The following is a 16,421-nucleotide window of genomic DNA, read 5'->3' as shown; positions in this document are numbered from 1 at the left end:
GTAACCGCTCCATAAACCCCGTCTTTTACTGACGAGCCTGGCCAGTCAGGATGAAGGCGTTGTCGAGCAGTTCCACGGCAGCAGCGTCTCGTAGTCTTCGACACTGCTTGCGGTCGGCAGGCGCTCAAGGATGTGGCGCAGCCAGGCATAGGGTTCCTGGCCGTTGGCCTTGGCGGTTTCGATCAGGCTGTAGACCTGCGCGCTGGCCGTGGCTCCCCTGGGCGTGTCGCTGAACAGCCAGTTCTTGCGCCCGATGACGAACGGGCGGATGGCATTCTCGGCGCGGTTGTTGTCGATCGGCAGGTGACCCGCTTCGATGTAACGCACCAGCCGGTTCCAGTTGCTGGCCAGGTAGTTCACCGCCTTGCCCAGGGCCGTCTGACCGGCGATGTGCGGCTGGGTCTTGTCCAGCCAGACTTTGAGCTGGGCCAGGATCGGCTGGCTGCGTTGCTGGCGAGCTTCATGGCGTTCGGCATCGCTGCTGGCCTTGAGCTCGCGCTCGATACCGTAGAGTTTGCCGATCAGGTTCAGCGCCATGTCAGCGCGACCGGTCTTGCCCTTGGGTTGGACTTTCTGTGCCTCGACGAACTTGCGCCGGGCATGCGCCCAGCAGCCCATACGTTCGATGCCGTCTTGCAGGGCCACGGCGTTGTAGCCGGCGTAGTCGTCGGTCATCAGGTAGCCGCGGTAGCCATCGAGCAGGCGCAGCGGTACGTCCTGCGCGCGGCTGGTGCTGTAGTCGAAAAGGGTCACCGGTTTGCCCGGTGGGCCACCGCTTTGCACCCACATCCAGGACTGGGCCGTGGGATCGCGCCCCGGCTCGTGCAGCACCTGCAGCCGGGTTTCGTCGCAGTGCAACACGGGGTAGTCGAGCAGCGTGTCGCGCATGAGGTTGAGCAGCGGTTGCAGGTGCTCAGCGCATTGGATCACCCAGCGCGCCAGGGTCTGGCGCGGTACGTCGACACCGTGGCGGCTGAGCATCTTCTCGAAGCGATACAGCGGTATGCCGTCGGCGTACTTGGCGGTCAGCAGCATCGCCAGCACGCTGGGGCTCGCCAGGCTCTTTTCGATCAACTGGGCCGGTTTGTCAGCGGTGACCGGGGCTGCTTCGCAGGCCTTACAGGCGTAGGTCTTGCGGATGTGACGGATCACCCGCACCTGCATCGGGATGATTTCCAGCTGCTCGCTGGTCTCTTCGCCGATGACCCGCTTGCGGCAACCGCATTCACAGGTCAGTTCATGCTCGGGCAGCTCGTGGATGATCTCGACGCGTGGCAGATTCGCCGGCAACGACTTGCGCCTGCCACGGCGCTTGGCCGGGGCGACGGTTTCTTCCTCGGTTTCTTCGGCAGCCGCTTCAGGCGCTGCTTCGACCAGTTCCTCGGCCTCGTTGAACATCGCCAGCTGCGGGGAGTCGTCGTCTTCGGGGCTGCGCTCGGACTTTGGCGAAAACAGCTTGCGCCGCAGCAGGGCGACCTGCTCCTGAAGTTGTGCAATGCGAGCATCTTTTGCCGCCGCCTGCTCATTGGCCAGCAGCAGTAACTGCTTGAGCAGGATAGGGTCGTCAGGGGGACTTTCGGGCACGGCAATCATGGCCGTGGATTATACCGGCTCAGGCCACGAAACGTGGCGTCAGTACCTGGTGCGGGCGGTTGCGCCAGAGGTCGATGCCGTCTAGCAGCCAGTTCAATTCATCGACCGTCAGCTCGATGGCCTCGTCCCCGGCCTCGGGCTTGGTCTTGAAGCGCTCGGCCTCCAGGCGCTTGAGCCACAGGCAGAAGCCGTTGCGCTCCCAGTAAAGGATCTTCACCTGGCTGCGGGTGCGGTTGAGAAACACGAACAGCACCGGGTTGAACACCTCTACCTTGATATCCAACTCGACCAGGGCAGCCAGACCGTTGATGGATTTACGGAAGTCGACGGGCTTGGGGTAGAGGTAGACCTTTTGTACCTTGGCGTCGGGACGCATCATGGCGATGGGCTCCAGTGGGAAACGGGAGCACAAGCATTCCCAACGCCAGGGATCATTTGTAGGTGGGGTTTATGGAGCGCTTACGTAGCTCCGTCCGGGTGGGCGGCGAGAAAGCGCAGGATGGGCTCGATGAACTGGTCGTAGGTCGGCACGGACATGATTCGTTCTCTTCTGATGAAAAGGCTTAGCTCAGCGTAGCGGTGCGGCGACCACGCCTAGCCTTGGGCGCTGCGGCGCGCTGGGCCTTGATGCGTTCCAGCAGCACGCTGGCCGGTTCGTCGTTCGGGTCCTGCGGCACCAGTTCGCCGCGGAAGGCTTTGGCGAGGATGCTCTGGGTCAGGCGGTCGATATGTGCCTGGGCGGCCTTGACGCGGGCTTCGAGTTGGTCGGCGAAGGCGAAGAGCTGTTCGACGCGGCGGACGATTTCGGTTTGTTCTTCAGCGGGGGGGAGTGGAATTTGTAGCGCTCTTACGTCCCCTATGTTGATGCCACGAACGGCTACCCCACGAGTGGCATTTCTCATACGCCGTTGCGTTGAGTCAGACAGCAACGTCCAGTAAACGAAGTCGGTAGAAACTAGCGAAGAAATTGACAGGCGTGCTGTATCTTGGGTGATGTTAGCTCCTTCAAGCACTCGGGGAATCTTTATCAGCCGCCCAACACTGCCTCGAATGGATAGGAGAAGATCGCCTGTAATCAGCCGTGCTCGTTTGTATTGAAGATCGATCTCGGGGCTGGTTTTTTTGATGCTGGCCAGATTTAGTTTGTTGCCTGGAAAATCAGCCACACGAATATATGGCACACCCTCTTCCAACTCTGGCCCCGGCTTCAGAATTCCGTAAGTGATCGGGCGGCCAGGAGCACAGACGTCTCGCAGCTCTGCAATGTCCCATTGCTCAGGCAATTCGCTGTGGCAAAGATCGTGCGCCTCTTCTGTAGGATCGGAGGCATTCCCGCGAGCATGCCCTCCCTCCGCTGTATGTGCAGCTTTAAGCCTTCTGTGGAGCTCAAATGCGCCACTGAGAGACGTATTGACTACGCGCCACTCCTCCGTCAATCGCCCGGAAACGGCGGCGGCGAGGACGGACTGGCGGAAGCGCTTGAGCAGCGCGGGGATGCCGTCGATGCGGGCTTTCAGGGTATCGACCTGGGCCAGCAGTTCGTCGAGCTTGGCGGCGATGCGGGTTTGTTCGGCGAGCGGCGGCAGCGGGATAGGAATTATCCGCATGTTCGCCTGTGTAAGCTTCAGCCGAGTTCCACCATTGACATAGCCTTGGTAGTCGAACTGGTTCAAATAATAAAAAACGAATTTGTTGAGGGCTACCCCATCGAGTCCACGCAGGACGTGTGCATGGTTGTTGACCCACGTCTTGCCACACAGCATGTATGCCTTTTGCTTGAACGGATCAAGGAATGGAACACCATCTTCGCCTAGGGCGACGAGTTCCTCATCGAAAAGGAAGTCATCAATAACTCCTACTTGTCCGGTTGCGCCGTAATAGGGATACAGTTGCTCGGCTGATTTTCCCTCTATTCGAGATTGGCGCTCTACGTTATTTACTGGCACACGAAGCGAGTCGAGCACCTCAACGCAATTTTCAAGCCGGCACTCTTGCCAGCCTTGGGGAATGGCAGCACTCACTGTTGAGTCTCCCCAACTTGCAACCCCATCACCTCCGCCATCAACTGCTTCTGCGCTACCACTTCATCCCCCGCACCTAACGCCTGCATCAGCGCTTCCAGCTCATGCAGCGCCTCGGTCAGTTCGGCCATGGCTTCGCCGGCCAGCACTTCCGGAGCGGGGAGGTCGGCTGCGTCGAGGCTGCTTTCATCCTTTAGCCAGCTGATATCCAGCGAGTCGCCGCGTTCGCGGATCTGTTCGCGAGTAAAGCAGCGGAAGCGGCTGGTTTCGCCGAGGCCCTCGACGTTTTCGGCGCGAGGGCTGTTGCCGTTCGGCTCGATGCCATAGGCGTCCTCGAACGGCTTGAGGTGGGTGGGGCCGAAGGGGGTGCGTTTGCCGAAGCTGGGCATGTTGCTGCGCAGGTCATAGATCCACACGCGCCTGGTGCAGCCTTCTTCCTGGCGCGGGTTTTCGGCGTTGCCCTTCTGGAAGAACAGCACGTTGGTCTTCACGCCCTGGGCGTAGAAGATGCCGGTGGGCAGGCGCAGGATGGTGTGCAGGTTGCACTTGTCCATCAGGTCGCGGCGTACCTCGGTACCGACGCCGGCTTCGAACAGGACGTTGTCCGGCAGCACCACAGCGGCACGCCCGCCGGGCTTGAGGCCGCGGTAGATGTGCTGGAGGAAGGCCAGCTGCTTGTTGCCGGTGCGGTAGGTGAGGTCGTCGCGGGTCGGCCCGCCGCCACCCTTGGCGGTGCCGAATGGCGGGTTGGAGAGAATCACGTCGACCTTGGGCAGGCTGGCGCCGGCCTGGCCGAGGGCATTACCCAAATGCACCACGCCTTCTGCGTCACCTTCCATGCCGTGCAGCAGGCAGTTCATCAGCGCCAGGCGGCGGGTGCCAGACACCAGCTCGACGCCGACATAAGCGTCGGTGCGCTGGAAGCGGCGGGCCTTGTCGTCGAGGTCGTAGAGGTCGTCGGTATGCTGCTTGATGTAGGCATCGGCGGCGATCAGAAAGCCCGCGGTGCCGGCAGCCGGGTCCTGGATGGTCTCGCCCGGCTGCGGCTTGATGCAGCGGATGATGCTGTCGATCAGCGGGCGAGGGGTGAAGTACTGGCCGGCGCCGGACTTGGTCTCGCTGGCGTTCTTCTCCAGCAGGCCCTCGTAGAGATCACCCAGGCCGTCTTCGCGGGCGCTGAACCAGTCGATGCCGTCGAGGCTCTTGATCAACTGCTCGAGGTGGCGTGGCTCCTTGAGGCGCGTCTGGGCATCGGCATAGATGGCGGCGATCAGCGGGTCCGGGTTCTTGCCCAGGTCCAGCAGCATCTGCCGGTAATGGTCGAGCAGGTTGAGCCCGGACTTTCCGGCCAGGTCCGGCCAGCGCGCGCCCTCGGGCAGCTTGTGGCCGAAGCTGTCGTTGTTCTGCACCTGCTCGTATTCCATCTTGATGAACAGCAGCAGGACCAGTTCGGTGACGTAGTCGCTGTAGTTGATGCCGTCGTCACGCAGGACGTCGCAGAGGTTCCAGAGTTTCTGGACGATGTCGGAGTTGGTCATGGTGTACTCGCTAAAACAGTATTTAAGTAGCCGGCGTCAGTGAGGCGCCTGCCAGAAGGGATCGTCTTGCCAGTGCGGCGGAAAGCCCATAGCGCGCAGGTCGACCTCGGGGAACTCAGCCAGCAACTCATGCAGGCGCTTGTCCCAACTGGTGTGTGGGCTGGTCTGGCGCATCATGTGGTTGAGGATGGATAGCACCGGGTACATGCGCTTGTGCGTACCTGTTTTCAGGTGCTCGGGCCAAGCGAACCCAGGCTTTTCTGGCAGCTTGGGTCGAATACCCAATTCTCGATTCCATAGGCGAGCGTGGTGGGCGCAGATGTTTCGGATGGTGGTCAGCGTGTGCAACCACGACTCCATCAGCGGTGCTACCAAATTCAGGCGCCGTGCAATGGCTTTGCGATCAGAGTCGTGTGCAAGACCGGCATAGAGATGAGATAGGTCCCCGAGTGTCAGCTCTTCCACCATTGCCCAGCCAGGCATCAACTCCGGCTCTCTATAGGTCAGCGGATAGTGGCGGGCATAGCTTTCGTGGGCGCGTTGCCGCTTTAAGTGGCTTTTGCGCTCGTCGTTGGAGAGCCGGTCTATGTTTTCGCATTCGCGCTCATAATCGCGCAAAGCGCGCTCCTGCTTTTCACGCACGGTATTAAGCAGGCGCTGATGGTCATACTTGTGCTTAAAAACCCGAGCGTTCAAATACCAGTGAACACCTCGGCTAGGGCCCATGTGGTTACTAATGACCGCTCGGGCGGCGACTTCCACACGCTCGACAGCGTCCATCGTTAACAGGCGTAGGCGCCGGTCAAAATCGTAGAGACGAGTCAGGCTGCGAAAGCCTGCACCGGTACGGAAGCCATGCTGTGGATCGTCGACGACTTGAAAAGGCCGCATGTACGGCGTCAAGCGGAAGAAGCTGACCGCCTCCAGGAAGTGCCGGGCGCGCGCTTCGTCCTGGATCTGCAGGCCGCGTGCATTGAGCAGGGCGATCTGCTCGCCAATGTCGATAGCGGGTTTGTCGAAGGTTCTCATGCGACAAAACCTGCGGGCATAAAAAACCCGCTCAATTTGTGCGTAACTGCCGAGGCAGCCATAGGCATGGCGGGTGTATTGCGCGCAAGCCTATTCACTAAGGTCGGTTTTTGCAAGAGCCAGGGTTTGAAAGCGAGTACCGGTTTCAACTTGCTTGGGTCCATAGCTGACTGTTGATCTCTTCCAGAACCACCGCGAGATGCCCGCCGAGCATCTTGTCCAGCCGGGTGCTGCCGCCGTCATTCCTGAAGGCTTCGCCAATTTGCTTTTCGTCGATCACCACTTCGTGGACCAGCTGCTTGGCCAGGCGCTCCAGCCACTTGCGCTGGACCGGCGTCCAGGGCTGCAAGTCGTAGATACGCTGCATGGCGTTGGCCACGCGCTGCTCGAACGGCAGCAGGGCTTCGCCGAGGGCGGCGCGGCGGATGAAGCCGACGATGCTGGCGGCGATTTCCTGGTTGGTCTGGTTGCGCCAGGCGCTTTGCAGGTTCACTTCGCTGTACCCATGTCCGTCGAGCAGCAGGCGCACTTCGCGCAGTTGTTCGCGGGTCAGGTCTTGGGGGCGGTTGACCACCACGCCGAGGGCCACTGACTGGTTGAGCTGGTTCCGGATGAAATCGTTGAAGCTTTCCAGATAGTCCGCGGGCTTCTGATTGGCGCCGTAGTTCTGCTCGCGGACCATCAGCTGGTCCGCGTGGGTGGAGATCACCGGGTAATTTTCCGAGCCGAGCAGGGCATTGACCGTAGCGAGCTGCTCAAGCAGCTGGCTGTGCTGGCGAACGAACTGCGCGGCCTGCTGCGGTCCGAGCCCATGCAGGTGCTGGTGCAGTTTGTCCGGCGCGACGCCCCAGGCCTCTTCCAGTTCGGCCAGCTTGTTCTTGAGGGTCGGCTTGCTCTCGGCCTTGTGGCTGGCCTTGCGCAGGATGCGCATCACCCGCTGGCTGAGCTGGTCGAGCACATCGTGGGCGTGGCTGGTGTCGGCCTGGCTTCCGGGGGCGTCGAGGCTGGCCGGGTTGGTCAGCTCGCTGACCAGCTGTTCGAGGCTGATGCTCGGGTCCTTCACCAGCGGCTTCATGGTGTCCACGGGTTCGAGGCTGGCGTACAGATCGACCGGGTCGTAGATCCGGAACACGGTCTTGCCGATTTCGTCGCAGCGGCGCGTGGCGCGGCCCTTCATCTGTTCGTAGAGGATGCGCGAGCGCACCCGGCGCATGAACACCAGATGGCAGATGCGTGGCACGTCGATGCCGGTGGTGAGCAGGTCGACGGTGATGGCGATACTCGGGTAGCGCTCGTTCTTGTACCGGCGGATCAACTGCTCGACCTTGTCGCTCTGTCCGGTGATGACCTGCACGGCGGCCTGGTTGTAGTCCTCGCCATGGACTTCCTTGAACGCTTCGTCGAGCAGGTTCTTCACGCGCTCGGCATGGGCCTGGTTGACGCAGAAGATCATCGCCTTCTCGTCGCCTGACGGGTCCAGCTCCTGGGCCAGCTGCTCGCAGATCACCTTGTCGAAACCGGGTGTGATCACGCGGCGGTTGAAGGATTCGATCTCGAAGTCGAGCTCATCCTCCAGCTCGGCTACATCGACCTCTCCAGTACTGGTATCAATGATGCTGACGCTCTCGCCTTTGGCGAAGTGAATGCCATTCTGGCTGAGCAATGTCTGGTAGCGGATCGGCGGTTCGTGATCGATCAGCCAGTCGTCGGCCACGGCCTCGCGGTAGCTGTAGGTGAACAGCGGGGCGCCGAAGACTTCGCTGGTGTGCTTGGCCGGCGTCGCGGTAAGGCCGATGCGGCAGGCGTCGAAGTAATCGAGCACGCGGCGGTACTGCGAGAGGTACTGGCTGAAGTCGCGCACCGCCAGCTCGCCTTCGGTCATTTCCTGGTCGAGGGTGTAACCACGGTGGGCTTCGTCGACGATGATGCAGTCGAAGGCATCGATCGGCGGCGGATTGTCCGACTGGAAGATGCGCCGGACCATGGCCTGCACGGTGGCGACCTGGACGCGTGTTTCGGCCTCGGCGGCCATGTCGCCCAGTTCCTTGATGTCGTAGATCTGCGCCAGGGTGTGGTTCTGCTCCAGGGTCGCCTCGTTGAAGGCCTCGATGGCCTGCTGGCCAAGGGCGCTGCGGTCGACCAGAAAGAGGATGCGCCGGAAGCGTTCGGCCTTCAGCAGGCGGTACATCAGGCCGATGATGGTGCGCGTCTTGCCGGTGCCGGTGGCCATGGCCAGCAGGCACTGGCGGCGGTTGGTAGCCAGCGCCTGCTCGACGGCACGGATGGCGTTCTCCTGATAGTCACGCAGCTTGAGATAGGCGAAGCCTTCCTGCTGGAGCTTCGCCTCGGCCTCCTCGCGGCTGCGTTTGAGCAGGTCGAGCAGGCCGTCCGGAGTGTGGAAATCCTGTAATGGACGGCGCAGGTTGGCCGGCCTGCGCAGGTCACGGAACCAGATGCCGGACTGCTCGGCGAGCTGCTTGATGAAAGGCCGGCCATTGCAGGCGAAGGCGAACGGGACCTGGAAATGGCCACCCTGGCCGTCTGTCCAGCCGACATCTTGCCCGGCCGGCAGCAGGTCATCGGTGATGATCAGCTGGCGTGCATAGCGCTCTGCCTGGGGTATGCGGTCGGCAATGTTGATGCGTTTGCGCTTGGCCTCGACGATGGCGATCGGGGTGAGGCCGGCGAACAGTACGTAATCGGCGTTTTCTTTCGGCTTGCTGGTCGGCCATTCGACGATGGCTTTGTTCTTGCCCTTTTCCGGGCGCGCGCCCTTGCTCCAGGTGAGGTCGAGCGAGTCGGCTTGCCAGCCGGCGTCGTTGAGCTGCTGGTCGATGAGGATGCGGGTCAGGTCTTCGTTGAGGTCGAACTGGCTGCTGGCCTGCTGGGTCTTGCGTGCGACCTGCTGGGCGGCCTGTGGCTGGCTCTCCAGCTGTTTGTGCAGCGCCTGCAGGCGCGCCTCGAACTCGGTGCGGGTCCTGGCCAGCGCTGCCTCGTGCTCCAGGGCGATCTGCTCGTAGGTGCGGGCTTCCTCGTCCATCTGCTCGGCGAGGGTGGCGTACTCGTTCTTCTCCCGTGCCAGCAGATCGGCGAGCAGGTGGTTGTTTTCCAACTGCAGGCGGCTGTCGCCCAGCTCCGTACGCAACTTTTCGATCTGCGCCTGCAGTTCGCGCAGCGGAGCACTAGGGTCGGCCGGGGTGACAAAGGGACCAGGCTTGAAGGCGCTGCCGGCCTTGCTAAACGACTGGTGATACCAGATGGCCAAAGCTCGGGCGACCTTCAGCCCATCCAGCGCCTCGCGATGCTGGGTACGGAATTCGTGGGTGGCCTTGTTGCCTTCGATGCGCAGCGTATGGAGCAGGTTGCGGATGTTGCCGTCGAGCTGGATTTCGCGGCTGAGGCGGAAAAGCAAATCGGACTGGGAGGTGGTGGCGTCGAACTCGATACCGGCGCGCACGGCCAGGTCCTGCGCCAGCGCCTCGCCCAGCTGACGCAGCTTGATCAGCGTGGTGTTGGGATCGCTGGCGAACACGCGCTCTGCAGTACTGGCGAGCTGGAAGAAGACCGGATCGTGTTCTTTGAGAAAGGCGAAGTTACTGCTTTCGGCCATGTTCCATCCCTTGAAATCGTCCCCGGCCATTCGGGATCGGCGATGCTGCAGGAGGATGATGCCAGACGTAGCGCGCTGGGGGTACTCGGAGACAGTGAGTGCACGACTGCAGTTCCGCGAAGGAGCGAGGTGCTTCGAAAAGGCTGGTTCGCTCTGAAACTGCGCCACCCGATTCAGTCCGCACCAGAAAGAAAAAGGCTATGTCCCTATTACGTGTTGCAGGGACTTGTGGGAAGTGCTTGCCCCGCATTTTGTGCAACGGCCTGTTCAGGCGATCGGGCGCATGCCAGTAGGTTGGTGCTGAGCGTAGCGAAGCCCAACAGGCAAGGGCACGAACGTGTTGGGCTTCGTCGCTTCGCTCCTCAGGCTACGCGCTCCGACCCAACGGCGTACGGCGCTCATGCAACACGTAAGTGGGACATAACCAAGAAAAAAGGCCCGCATTTCTGCGAGCCTTTAAATGATGGTGCCGGCACCAGGAGTCGAACCCGGGACCTACTGATTACAAGTCAGTTGCTCTACCAGCTGAGCTATACCGGCTTTTGAGGGTCGCCATTATATCCATTGCGCGCTGCGAGTAAACCGTTGGCTGGCGGCGACTTGCGGTTGGTTATTGAGGTCGCTTCACATTTTTCGTGGTGTCATTCGCGTTCGGCGAGCAGCAGCAGGTTTCGCGGGGTCAGTTCGCTGGGGCAAAAGGTGCCGAGGCGGACCCGGTAACCTTGCTCTTCCAGCAGCAAGGCTCGGTCGAGCAGTAGCCAGAGCTCAAGCGGGCGACGGAACAGCCCGCGCACCAGCTCCAGGTTGCGCACTTCGGCCAGGTGGTGCCAGCCGCTGCGCTCCAGGGCCCGCCAGTCTTCGTTACCCGGCGCAGGCAGTTGCTTGAGTGCGGCCAGATCGCGGCAGTAGTCGGCGAAGTCCTTCTTCAGCCAGGCGCTGGGTAGCGAGGGTGTCGGAAGGTAGTCGTCCCGCTGGCGCAAGCGGCGCTGCAGCGTATCGAAGCCCAGTCTCCAGGCCATGGACTGGTCGCGATTGCGTCGTTCGCGGGCGCCGGCGGTGACGGTTTCACTCAGCGGCAGGGCGAGGTCGTCTCGCGAGAGCGTCAGCGACGACGCCCGGGCCGCGCCCGACAGCGGCTTGTAGAGGTCGTCCCGGGTGCGGTTGTAGCAGCAGGGCGCGACGGCGAGCTGGCGACAGCCGTTGGCGATGGCCAGTTGCAACAGGCGTACATGCAGGTCGCCGCAGGCATGCAGTGCGACCGGTGTGTGCACGGCCTGCAGCTGATCGGCGGCATCGCTGGCCAGTACGTCCTGGCAACGATGGCTCGCCTGGATGCCGAGCCGCTCGCTCAGCCTTGCGCCTGCTTCGACCAGCGTTTCGTCCCACTCCAGGCAGGTCAGCGCGCTTCCGTCTCTCACCAGGTGTCGGCCGAGGTGGCCCTTGCCGGCGCACCAATCGAGCCAATGCCGAGGGTTTTCGCGGAATCGCAGGCGGGCGCCGAACGCCTGAATCTGCAGCGACTTGCGCCCCGGTACGTCGATGCTCTGCCGGTGGTCGGCCAGTGGCTGGCTGCCAGCGGGTAGCTCCTCGATCCGGGCCAGCTGGCTGGCGTGTGCCGCCAGTTGTGGGAAGGGGGCGGGCGCGGCGAGGTCGGTCGGTCGGTTATGCGCGGCTTCGGCATCGGCCGACGAACGAGCCCGGAGCCAGGCGGCGAGTTCCGGATGGTCGTTTTCCCAGGGCAGTGGTCGTGTCACGAACGGGCGCGGTCGCCAGAGCGACTGGTGCTCGATAAGAAAGCGATCCAGTGCATGGAAGCGTTCGAGCAGGAGCGGAGATTCGGTCATCAGCAAGCCGGGCTCTCGGACGGGCGCCGATTGTAGCGGGGATGTGGGGCCATGAAGCACAACGCCCGTCGAAGGACGGGTGTTGTGCTTGCAGCCAGGTTACTTGCCGTAAACCTGTTCCGGCAGCCAGGTGACGAGCCCCGGCCACATGTAGGCCACTACCAGCATGCCGATCTGGATGGCGATGAACGGCAGTACGCCCTTGTACATCACGCTGGTCGGTACGCTGCGTGGCGTCACGCCGCGCAGGTAGAACAGCGAGAAGCCGAACGGTGGCGTGAGGAACGAGGTCTGCAGGTTGATGGCGAACATCACGCCGAGCCAGACCGGGTCCAGGCCCATGGCCAGCAGGATCGGGCCGACGATCGGGACCACCACGAAGATGATTTCGATGAAGTCGAGGATGAAGCCCAGCAGGAAGATCACCAGCATCACCACCAGGAAGGCGCCGAGCACGCCGCCAGGCAGCGAGTGCAGGGCATCTTCGATCAGCGCTTCACCGCCGAAGCCACGGAATACCAGGGAGAACAGCGAAGCACCGATGAGGATGAGAAAGACCATCGAGGTGATTTCGGTGGTGCCGAACGCCACCTGCTTCAGCTGGCTGAAGTTCAACTGCCCCTTGGCGATCGACAGCAGCGTGGCGCCCAGCGCGCCGATCGCGGCGGCCTCGGTCGGCGTGGCATAGCCCGCCAGAATCGAGCCGAGCACGGCCGTGATCAGCAGCAAGGGCGGCAGCAGCGCACCGAACAGCTTGCCCCATTCGATCGGCCCGAGCTCTTCCTGCGGCAGCGCCGGCAGTTTTTTCGGCTGGAAGATGGCGACGGCGATCAGGTAGAGGATGTACATGCCGACCAGTACCAGACCGGGAATCAGCGCGCCGACGAACAGGTCGCCGACCGAGACGGTCTTCGGCGAGAAAATGCCCATCTTCAGCTGCGCCTGCTGGAAGGCGCTGGACATCACATCACCGAGCAGGACCAGGATGATCGACGGCGGGATGATCTGCCCGAGGGTGCCGGTGGCGGCCAGGGTGCCGGTGGCGATGGCCGGGTCGTAGCCGCGGCGCAGCATCGTCGGCAGCGCCAGCAGGCCCATGGTGACCACGGTGGCGCCGACGATGCCGGTGCTGGCGGCGAGCAGGGCGCCAACCACGCAGACCGAGATCGCCAGGCCACCGCGCATGGTGCCGAACAGGCGCGACATGGATTCCAACAGATCTTCGGCGACGCGGGATTTCTCCAGCATCACGCCCATGAAGACGAACAGCGGCACGGCCAGCATCGTCTGGTTGTTCATGATGCCGAAGATGCGGTTCGGCAACGCGTGCAGGTAGCCCGCGTCGAAGGAGCCGGTGACCACGCCGATGCCGGCGAACAGCAGCGCCATGCCGCCCAGCGTGAATGCCACCGGGTAGCCCGACATCAGGGCGAAACAGATGCTGACGAACAGCAGGATGGCCATCACCTCACCCATGGTTCACCTCCTGCTCCAGGGGCAGGCGGCCGGTCAGGCGATAGCCCGCCTTGACCAGATCCGACAGGCCCTGCAAGGCGAGGCTGCCTACCAGCATCAGAATGATGCTCTTCTGCAAGTAGACGAATTTCAGCCCGCCCGACTCGTTGGAGCCTTCATGCGTTGCCCAGGAGCTGGTCACGTAGTCCCAGCTGTTCCAGCCGAGGAACAGGCATACCGGCAACAGGAACAGCAGATGGCCGAGGCCGTCGACAGCCACCTGCCGGCGGCCGCTGAACTTCTGGTAGAAGATGTCGACACGGACATGGCCGTTGCGCTGCAGGGTCCAGGCTGCAGCACCCATGAAGACCAGGGCGTGGCCGTACATCACCGCTTCCTGCAGGGCGATGGCGCCGATGCCGAAACCGTAGCGCAGTACGACCACGACGGCGGTGCCGATGACGAGAAACAGGGTAATCCAGGCGCATAGCTGGCCGAGGCGCATGTTGAACGCATCGATGAGGCCAGCCACACGCAGCAGGGGCGGGGGGCTCTGGGACATTTTTAGTCCTTCTTAGTAGACGCAAGGTTGGCGGGAGACAGCGATTCTTGCAGCACTTGCGCGTTGCAGCAATCGGCCTACGACTTTTAGCGCATGGGCTAGGCTTGAGACGCTGGAGCCACTAATGTTACATGAGTTCGGAAATACGCCTGCGTACCATATGCTCAGCCGGGCAAGCCTGTGCCATCGCTTCCAGGCGCAGGCTCTATTCGGAACGAAAGCGCATCGGTTCTGGCAAAGCGTAGCCGTGCCGTCGCGCAATAAAAACAAACAATAAGGAGTACCGCATGAAACGTCGTGACATTCTTACCGCCGCTGGCGTGGGCCTGGCTGCTACCGCGCTGGCCGGCTGCAATGACAAGAGCGAGACACCGGCCGCTGGCGCAAACAGCCAGGCCAGCGAACAGCAAACGTTCAACTGGAAGATGGTCACCTCATGGCCGAAGAATTTTCCGGGCGTTGGCGTAGGCGCCGAGCGCTTCGCCAATCTGGTCAACGAAATGAGCGGCGGCCGGCTGAAGATCAAGGTCTACGCGGCCGGTGAGCTGGTTCCGGCGCTTGAAGTGTTCGATGCGGTATCGCGCGGTACGGCGGAGATGGGCCACGGCGCGCCCTATTACTGGAAGGGCAAGGTGCCGGCGGCGCAGTTCTTCTGTGCCCTGCCGTTCGGCCCCAACGCCCAGGAAATGAATGCCTGGCTGCACCGTGGCGGCGGCATGCAGTTGTGGGAGGAGGTCTACAAGCCTTACGGCGTGTTGCCGATGGCCTGTGGTGCCACTGGCGTGCAGACCGCCGGTTGGTTCAACAAGGAAATCAATTCGGTCGACGATTTCAAAGGCCTGAAGATGCGCACCCCGGGTCTGGGCGGTGAAGTGCTGACCAAGATGGGCGGCACCGTGGTGAACATGCCGGCCGGCGAGATCTTCACGGCGCTGCAGACCGGCGCCATCGACGCCACCGAGTGGATCGGGCCGTACAACGACCTGGCCCTGGGCCTGCACAAGGCGGCCAAGTACTACTACACCCCCGGCTGGCAGGAGCCGAACGTCACCTTCGAACTGGACGTCAACCTCAAGGCCTGGGACACCCTGCCCGATGACCTCAAGGCCATCGTCCGTGCCGCCGCTCGCGACGTCAACGGCGACATGCTCGATGACTACAACGCCAAGAACATGGAAGCGCTTGAGCAACTGCGCGAGCAGGGCGTGGAAGTTCGCCGGCTGCCCGACGAAGTGCTGGCCCGCCTGAAGGAGGTCGCTGCCGAAGCGGTCGACGCATCGGCCAAGGCCGACCCGGTGGCCACCAAGGTCTGGGAACAGCAGCGTGCCTACCTCGAGCGGCTGTATGAGTACGCCGAGTTGAACGAGAAGGATATCTACAACATTCGCGGCTGACGCTCGCGTACGAAAAACGCCGCCCCGGCAACGAGGCGGCGTTTTTTGTGGCTCGCCATCCCTGGCGGCCACCCTTCGGGCCATCGCTGCGCGACGTCAAAAACTTCTCGGAAGTTTTCCTGGGTGAATGACCCGGCTGGGACGAGTGTTTTGCGTGCAGCCTCAGGTCACTCCCCGAGAAAGCCGCATGTGCACGCCGCCGCCGTAGGAGCCGGGGGGACGCCGAGTCCTTGCCGGCGATCATCGGCGTTGCGGCGGATCGCCCGCAAGCGGGCTCCTACGAGCCCCTGGGCTTCACGCACAAGGCGCCTGCGCGTTTATGTTTGATGAGGGCAGGGTGCGCGGCCGAGGCCTGCGTGCCACGTATTTGCGGGCATGGCTCGCTCCTGATATGGATTGACCTGTCAACTGTGGTTCTATTCTCGTTCTGTTCTTCTCCGTCAATGGCTTCGGTTCAGGGGGTGGAAGGCGATTTGGCGACGGTGGATCACTCTGATATGCGTGGGTTGGTTACCGACCTGACTTCACTTCGTCGCGGAGCTGCCCTTCTCTACAGTCGTGGGTCTGCCCTCCTGACAGAGGACGCCACATAGGAGCGCCAGGGGTTCTCCTCACCGGCCCTCCACCCCCTGAACCGAAGCCACTGATGCTTGTTCATATCACTGCCCTGCTGCCGTGTGCCTTGCCCGCAACCTCGCAGGCGATGGCCCAGATGAACCCCGCCAGCTCCCGCGCGACAGCGGTTGTGACTTGCTGCTTGATCTTGCCCGCCTCGATAAGCGCCCGATAACGACCGCACAAACGCTTCTGCGCTTGCCAGGCGATGGCCTGAACCACCTCCGAGGTTTTCTCAGCTCGCTTCTCGATGGCTCGTGTCTTGCGCGCCGGGAAACGATAGTTCCACCCCGCCTCCACCAGCACTCGCCGTACATGTCCGTTGCCCGTTCGGGTAATGCTGCCCTGGCGACGTGAGCCGCCACTGGAGTGCTCGCTGGGAACCAGTCCCAGGTAGGCCATTAGCTCGCGCGGCGAGTCGAAACGGGTGAGGTCGCCCAACTCCGCCAGCACCGTCATCGCCGTGATGAGACTCACGCCGCGCAAGGCCATCAGTGCTTGCGCCACCGAGCTTAGCGACCAGCCTGCCAGCATTTCATGCATTTGCGCTTCCAGATCGGCCACCCGCTTTTGCATCGATTTAACGGTATCGATGTATTCCTGCAGGACGATCTGCTGCACCGGCGAATCAAACTTCACGCTCTCCAACCAGCGAAAATGGGCCTGGGTCCAGCGACTTTTACCGCCATAGACGCGTCCATGACGCAGCAAGTAAGCCCCTAGCCGTTGACGACTCTTCAGCTCAAGGGACTTCATGTCC

11 protein-coding genes and 1 tRNA gene are annotated in these 16,421 nt (G+C 62.3%); 1 reads left to right on the top strand and 11 read right to left on the bottom strand.

Features of this window, described 5'->3' with window-relative positions; all coding sequences use genetic code 11:
- Positions 1-45: 45 nt before the first annotated feature.
- The 10 genes from tnpC to IN820_RS17910 all read right to left on the bottom strand — a co-directional run bounded on the left by tnpC (position 46) and on the right by IN820_RS17910 (position 13,652).
- Positions 46-1,593, bottom strand: a complete 1,548-nt coding sequence (tnpC, locus tag IN820_RS17955) for an IS66 family transposase (RefSeq protein ID WP_193679788.1) — start codon at positions 1,591-1,593, stop codon at positions 46-48.
- Between the two features lie 19 nt (positions 1,594-1,612).
- Positions 1,613-1,972, bottom strand: a complete 360-nt coding sequence (gene tnpB / locus IN820_RS17950; protein ID WP_049325434.1) for an IS66 family insertion sequence element accessory protein TnpB — start codon at positions 1,970-1,972, stop codon at positions 1,613-1,615.
- Between the two features lie 184 nt (positions 1,973-2,156).
- Positions 2,157-3,614, bottom strand: a complete 1,458-nt coding sequence (locus tag IN820_RS17945) for a restriction endonuclease subunit S (protein WP_193682286.1) — start codon at positions 3,612-3,614, stop codon at positions 2,157-2,159.
- On the bottom strand, positions 3,611-5,152 hold the full coding sequence (locus IN820_RS17940; RefSeq protein ID WP_193682285.1) for a class I SAM-dependent DNA methyltransferase: 1,542 nt from the start codon (positions 5,150-5,152) through the stop codon (positions 3,611-3,613). The genes IN820_RS17945 and IN820_RS17940 overlap by 4 nt, the downstream gene beginning before the upstream one ends.
- A gap of 36 nt (positions 5,153-5,188) precedes the next feature.
- On the bottom strand, positions 5,189-6,181 hold the full coding sequence (locus tag IN820_RS17935) for an Abi family protein (RefSeq protein WP_193682284.1): 993 nt from the start codon (positions 6,179-6,181) through the stop codon (positions 5,189-5,191).
- 145 nt (positions 6,182-6,326) lie between these two features.
- On the bottom strand, positions 6,327-9,791 hold the full coding sequence (hsdR, locus tag IN820_RS17930) for a type I restriction-modification system endonuclease (protein ID WP_193682283.1): 3,465 nt from the start codon (positions 9,789-9,791) through the stop codon (positions 6,327-6,329).
- Positions 9,792-10,255: 464 nt separating this feature from the next.
- A tRNA-Thr gene (locus IN820_RS17925) sits at positions 10,256-10,331 on the bottom strand.
- A gap of 101 nt (positions 10,332-10,432) precedes the next feature.
- Positions 10,433-11,635 (bottom strand): methyltransferase, encoded by a 1,203-nt coding sequence (locus IN820_RS17920; protein ID WP_193682282.1) that lies wholly within the window; start codon positions 11,633-11,635, stop codon positions 10,433-10,435.
- A gap of 99 nt (positions 11,636-11,734) precedes the next feature.
- Positions 11,735-13,111, bottom strand: a complete 1,377-nt coding sequence (locus IN820_RS17915; RefSeq protein ID WP_193682281.1) for a TRAP transporter large permease — start codon at positions 13,109-13,111, stop codon at positions 11,735-11,737.
- Complete coding sequence (locus tag IN820_RS17910) at positions 13,104-13,652, bottom strand: TRAP transporter small permease subunit (protein ID WP_193682280.1); 549 nt, start codon at positions 13,650-13,652, stop codon at positions 13,104-13,106. Before IN820_RS17910 ends, IN820_RS17915 begins: the two co-directional genes overlap by 8 nt.
- Before the next feature lie 287 nt (positions 13,653-13,939).
- Here IN820_RS17910 and IN820_RS17905 point away from each other — a divergent pair, with 287 nt between their 5' ends.
- On the top strand, positions 13,940-15,046 hold the full coding sequence (locus tag IN820_RS17905; RefSeq protein WP_193682279.1) for a TRAP transporter substrate-binding protein: 1,107 nt from the start codon (positions 13,940-13,942) through the stop codon (positions 15,044-15,046).
- Positions 15,047-15,700: 654 nt separating this feature from the next.
- Here the strand turns inward: IN820_RS17905 and IN820_RS17900 are convergent.
- The coding region (locus tag IN820_RS17900) for an IS110 family RNA-guided transposase (RefSeq protein ID WP_193680058.1) at positions 15,701-16,421 on the bottom strand (721 nt) is incomplete at its 5' end.

Source organism: Pseudomonas lopnurensis (assembly GCF_015070855.1).
GTDB classification, from domain to species: domain Bacteria; phylum Pseudomonadota; class Gammaproteobacteria; order Pseudomonadales; family Pseudomonadaceae; genus Stutzerimonas; species Stutzerimonas lopnurensis.
Note: the sequence above shows the minus strand (reverse complement) of the source record. Positions and strands in the feature narration are given on the sequence as shown.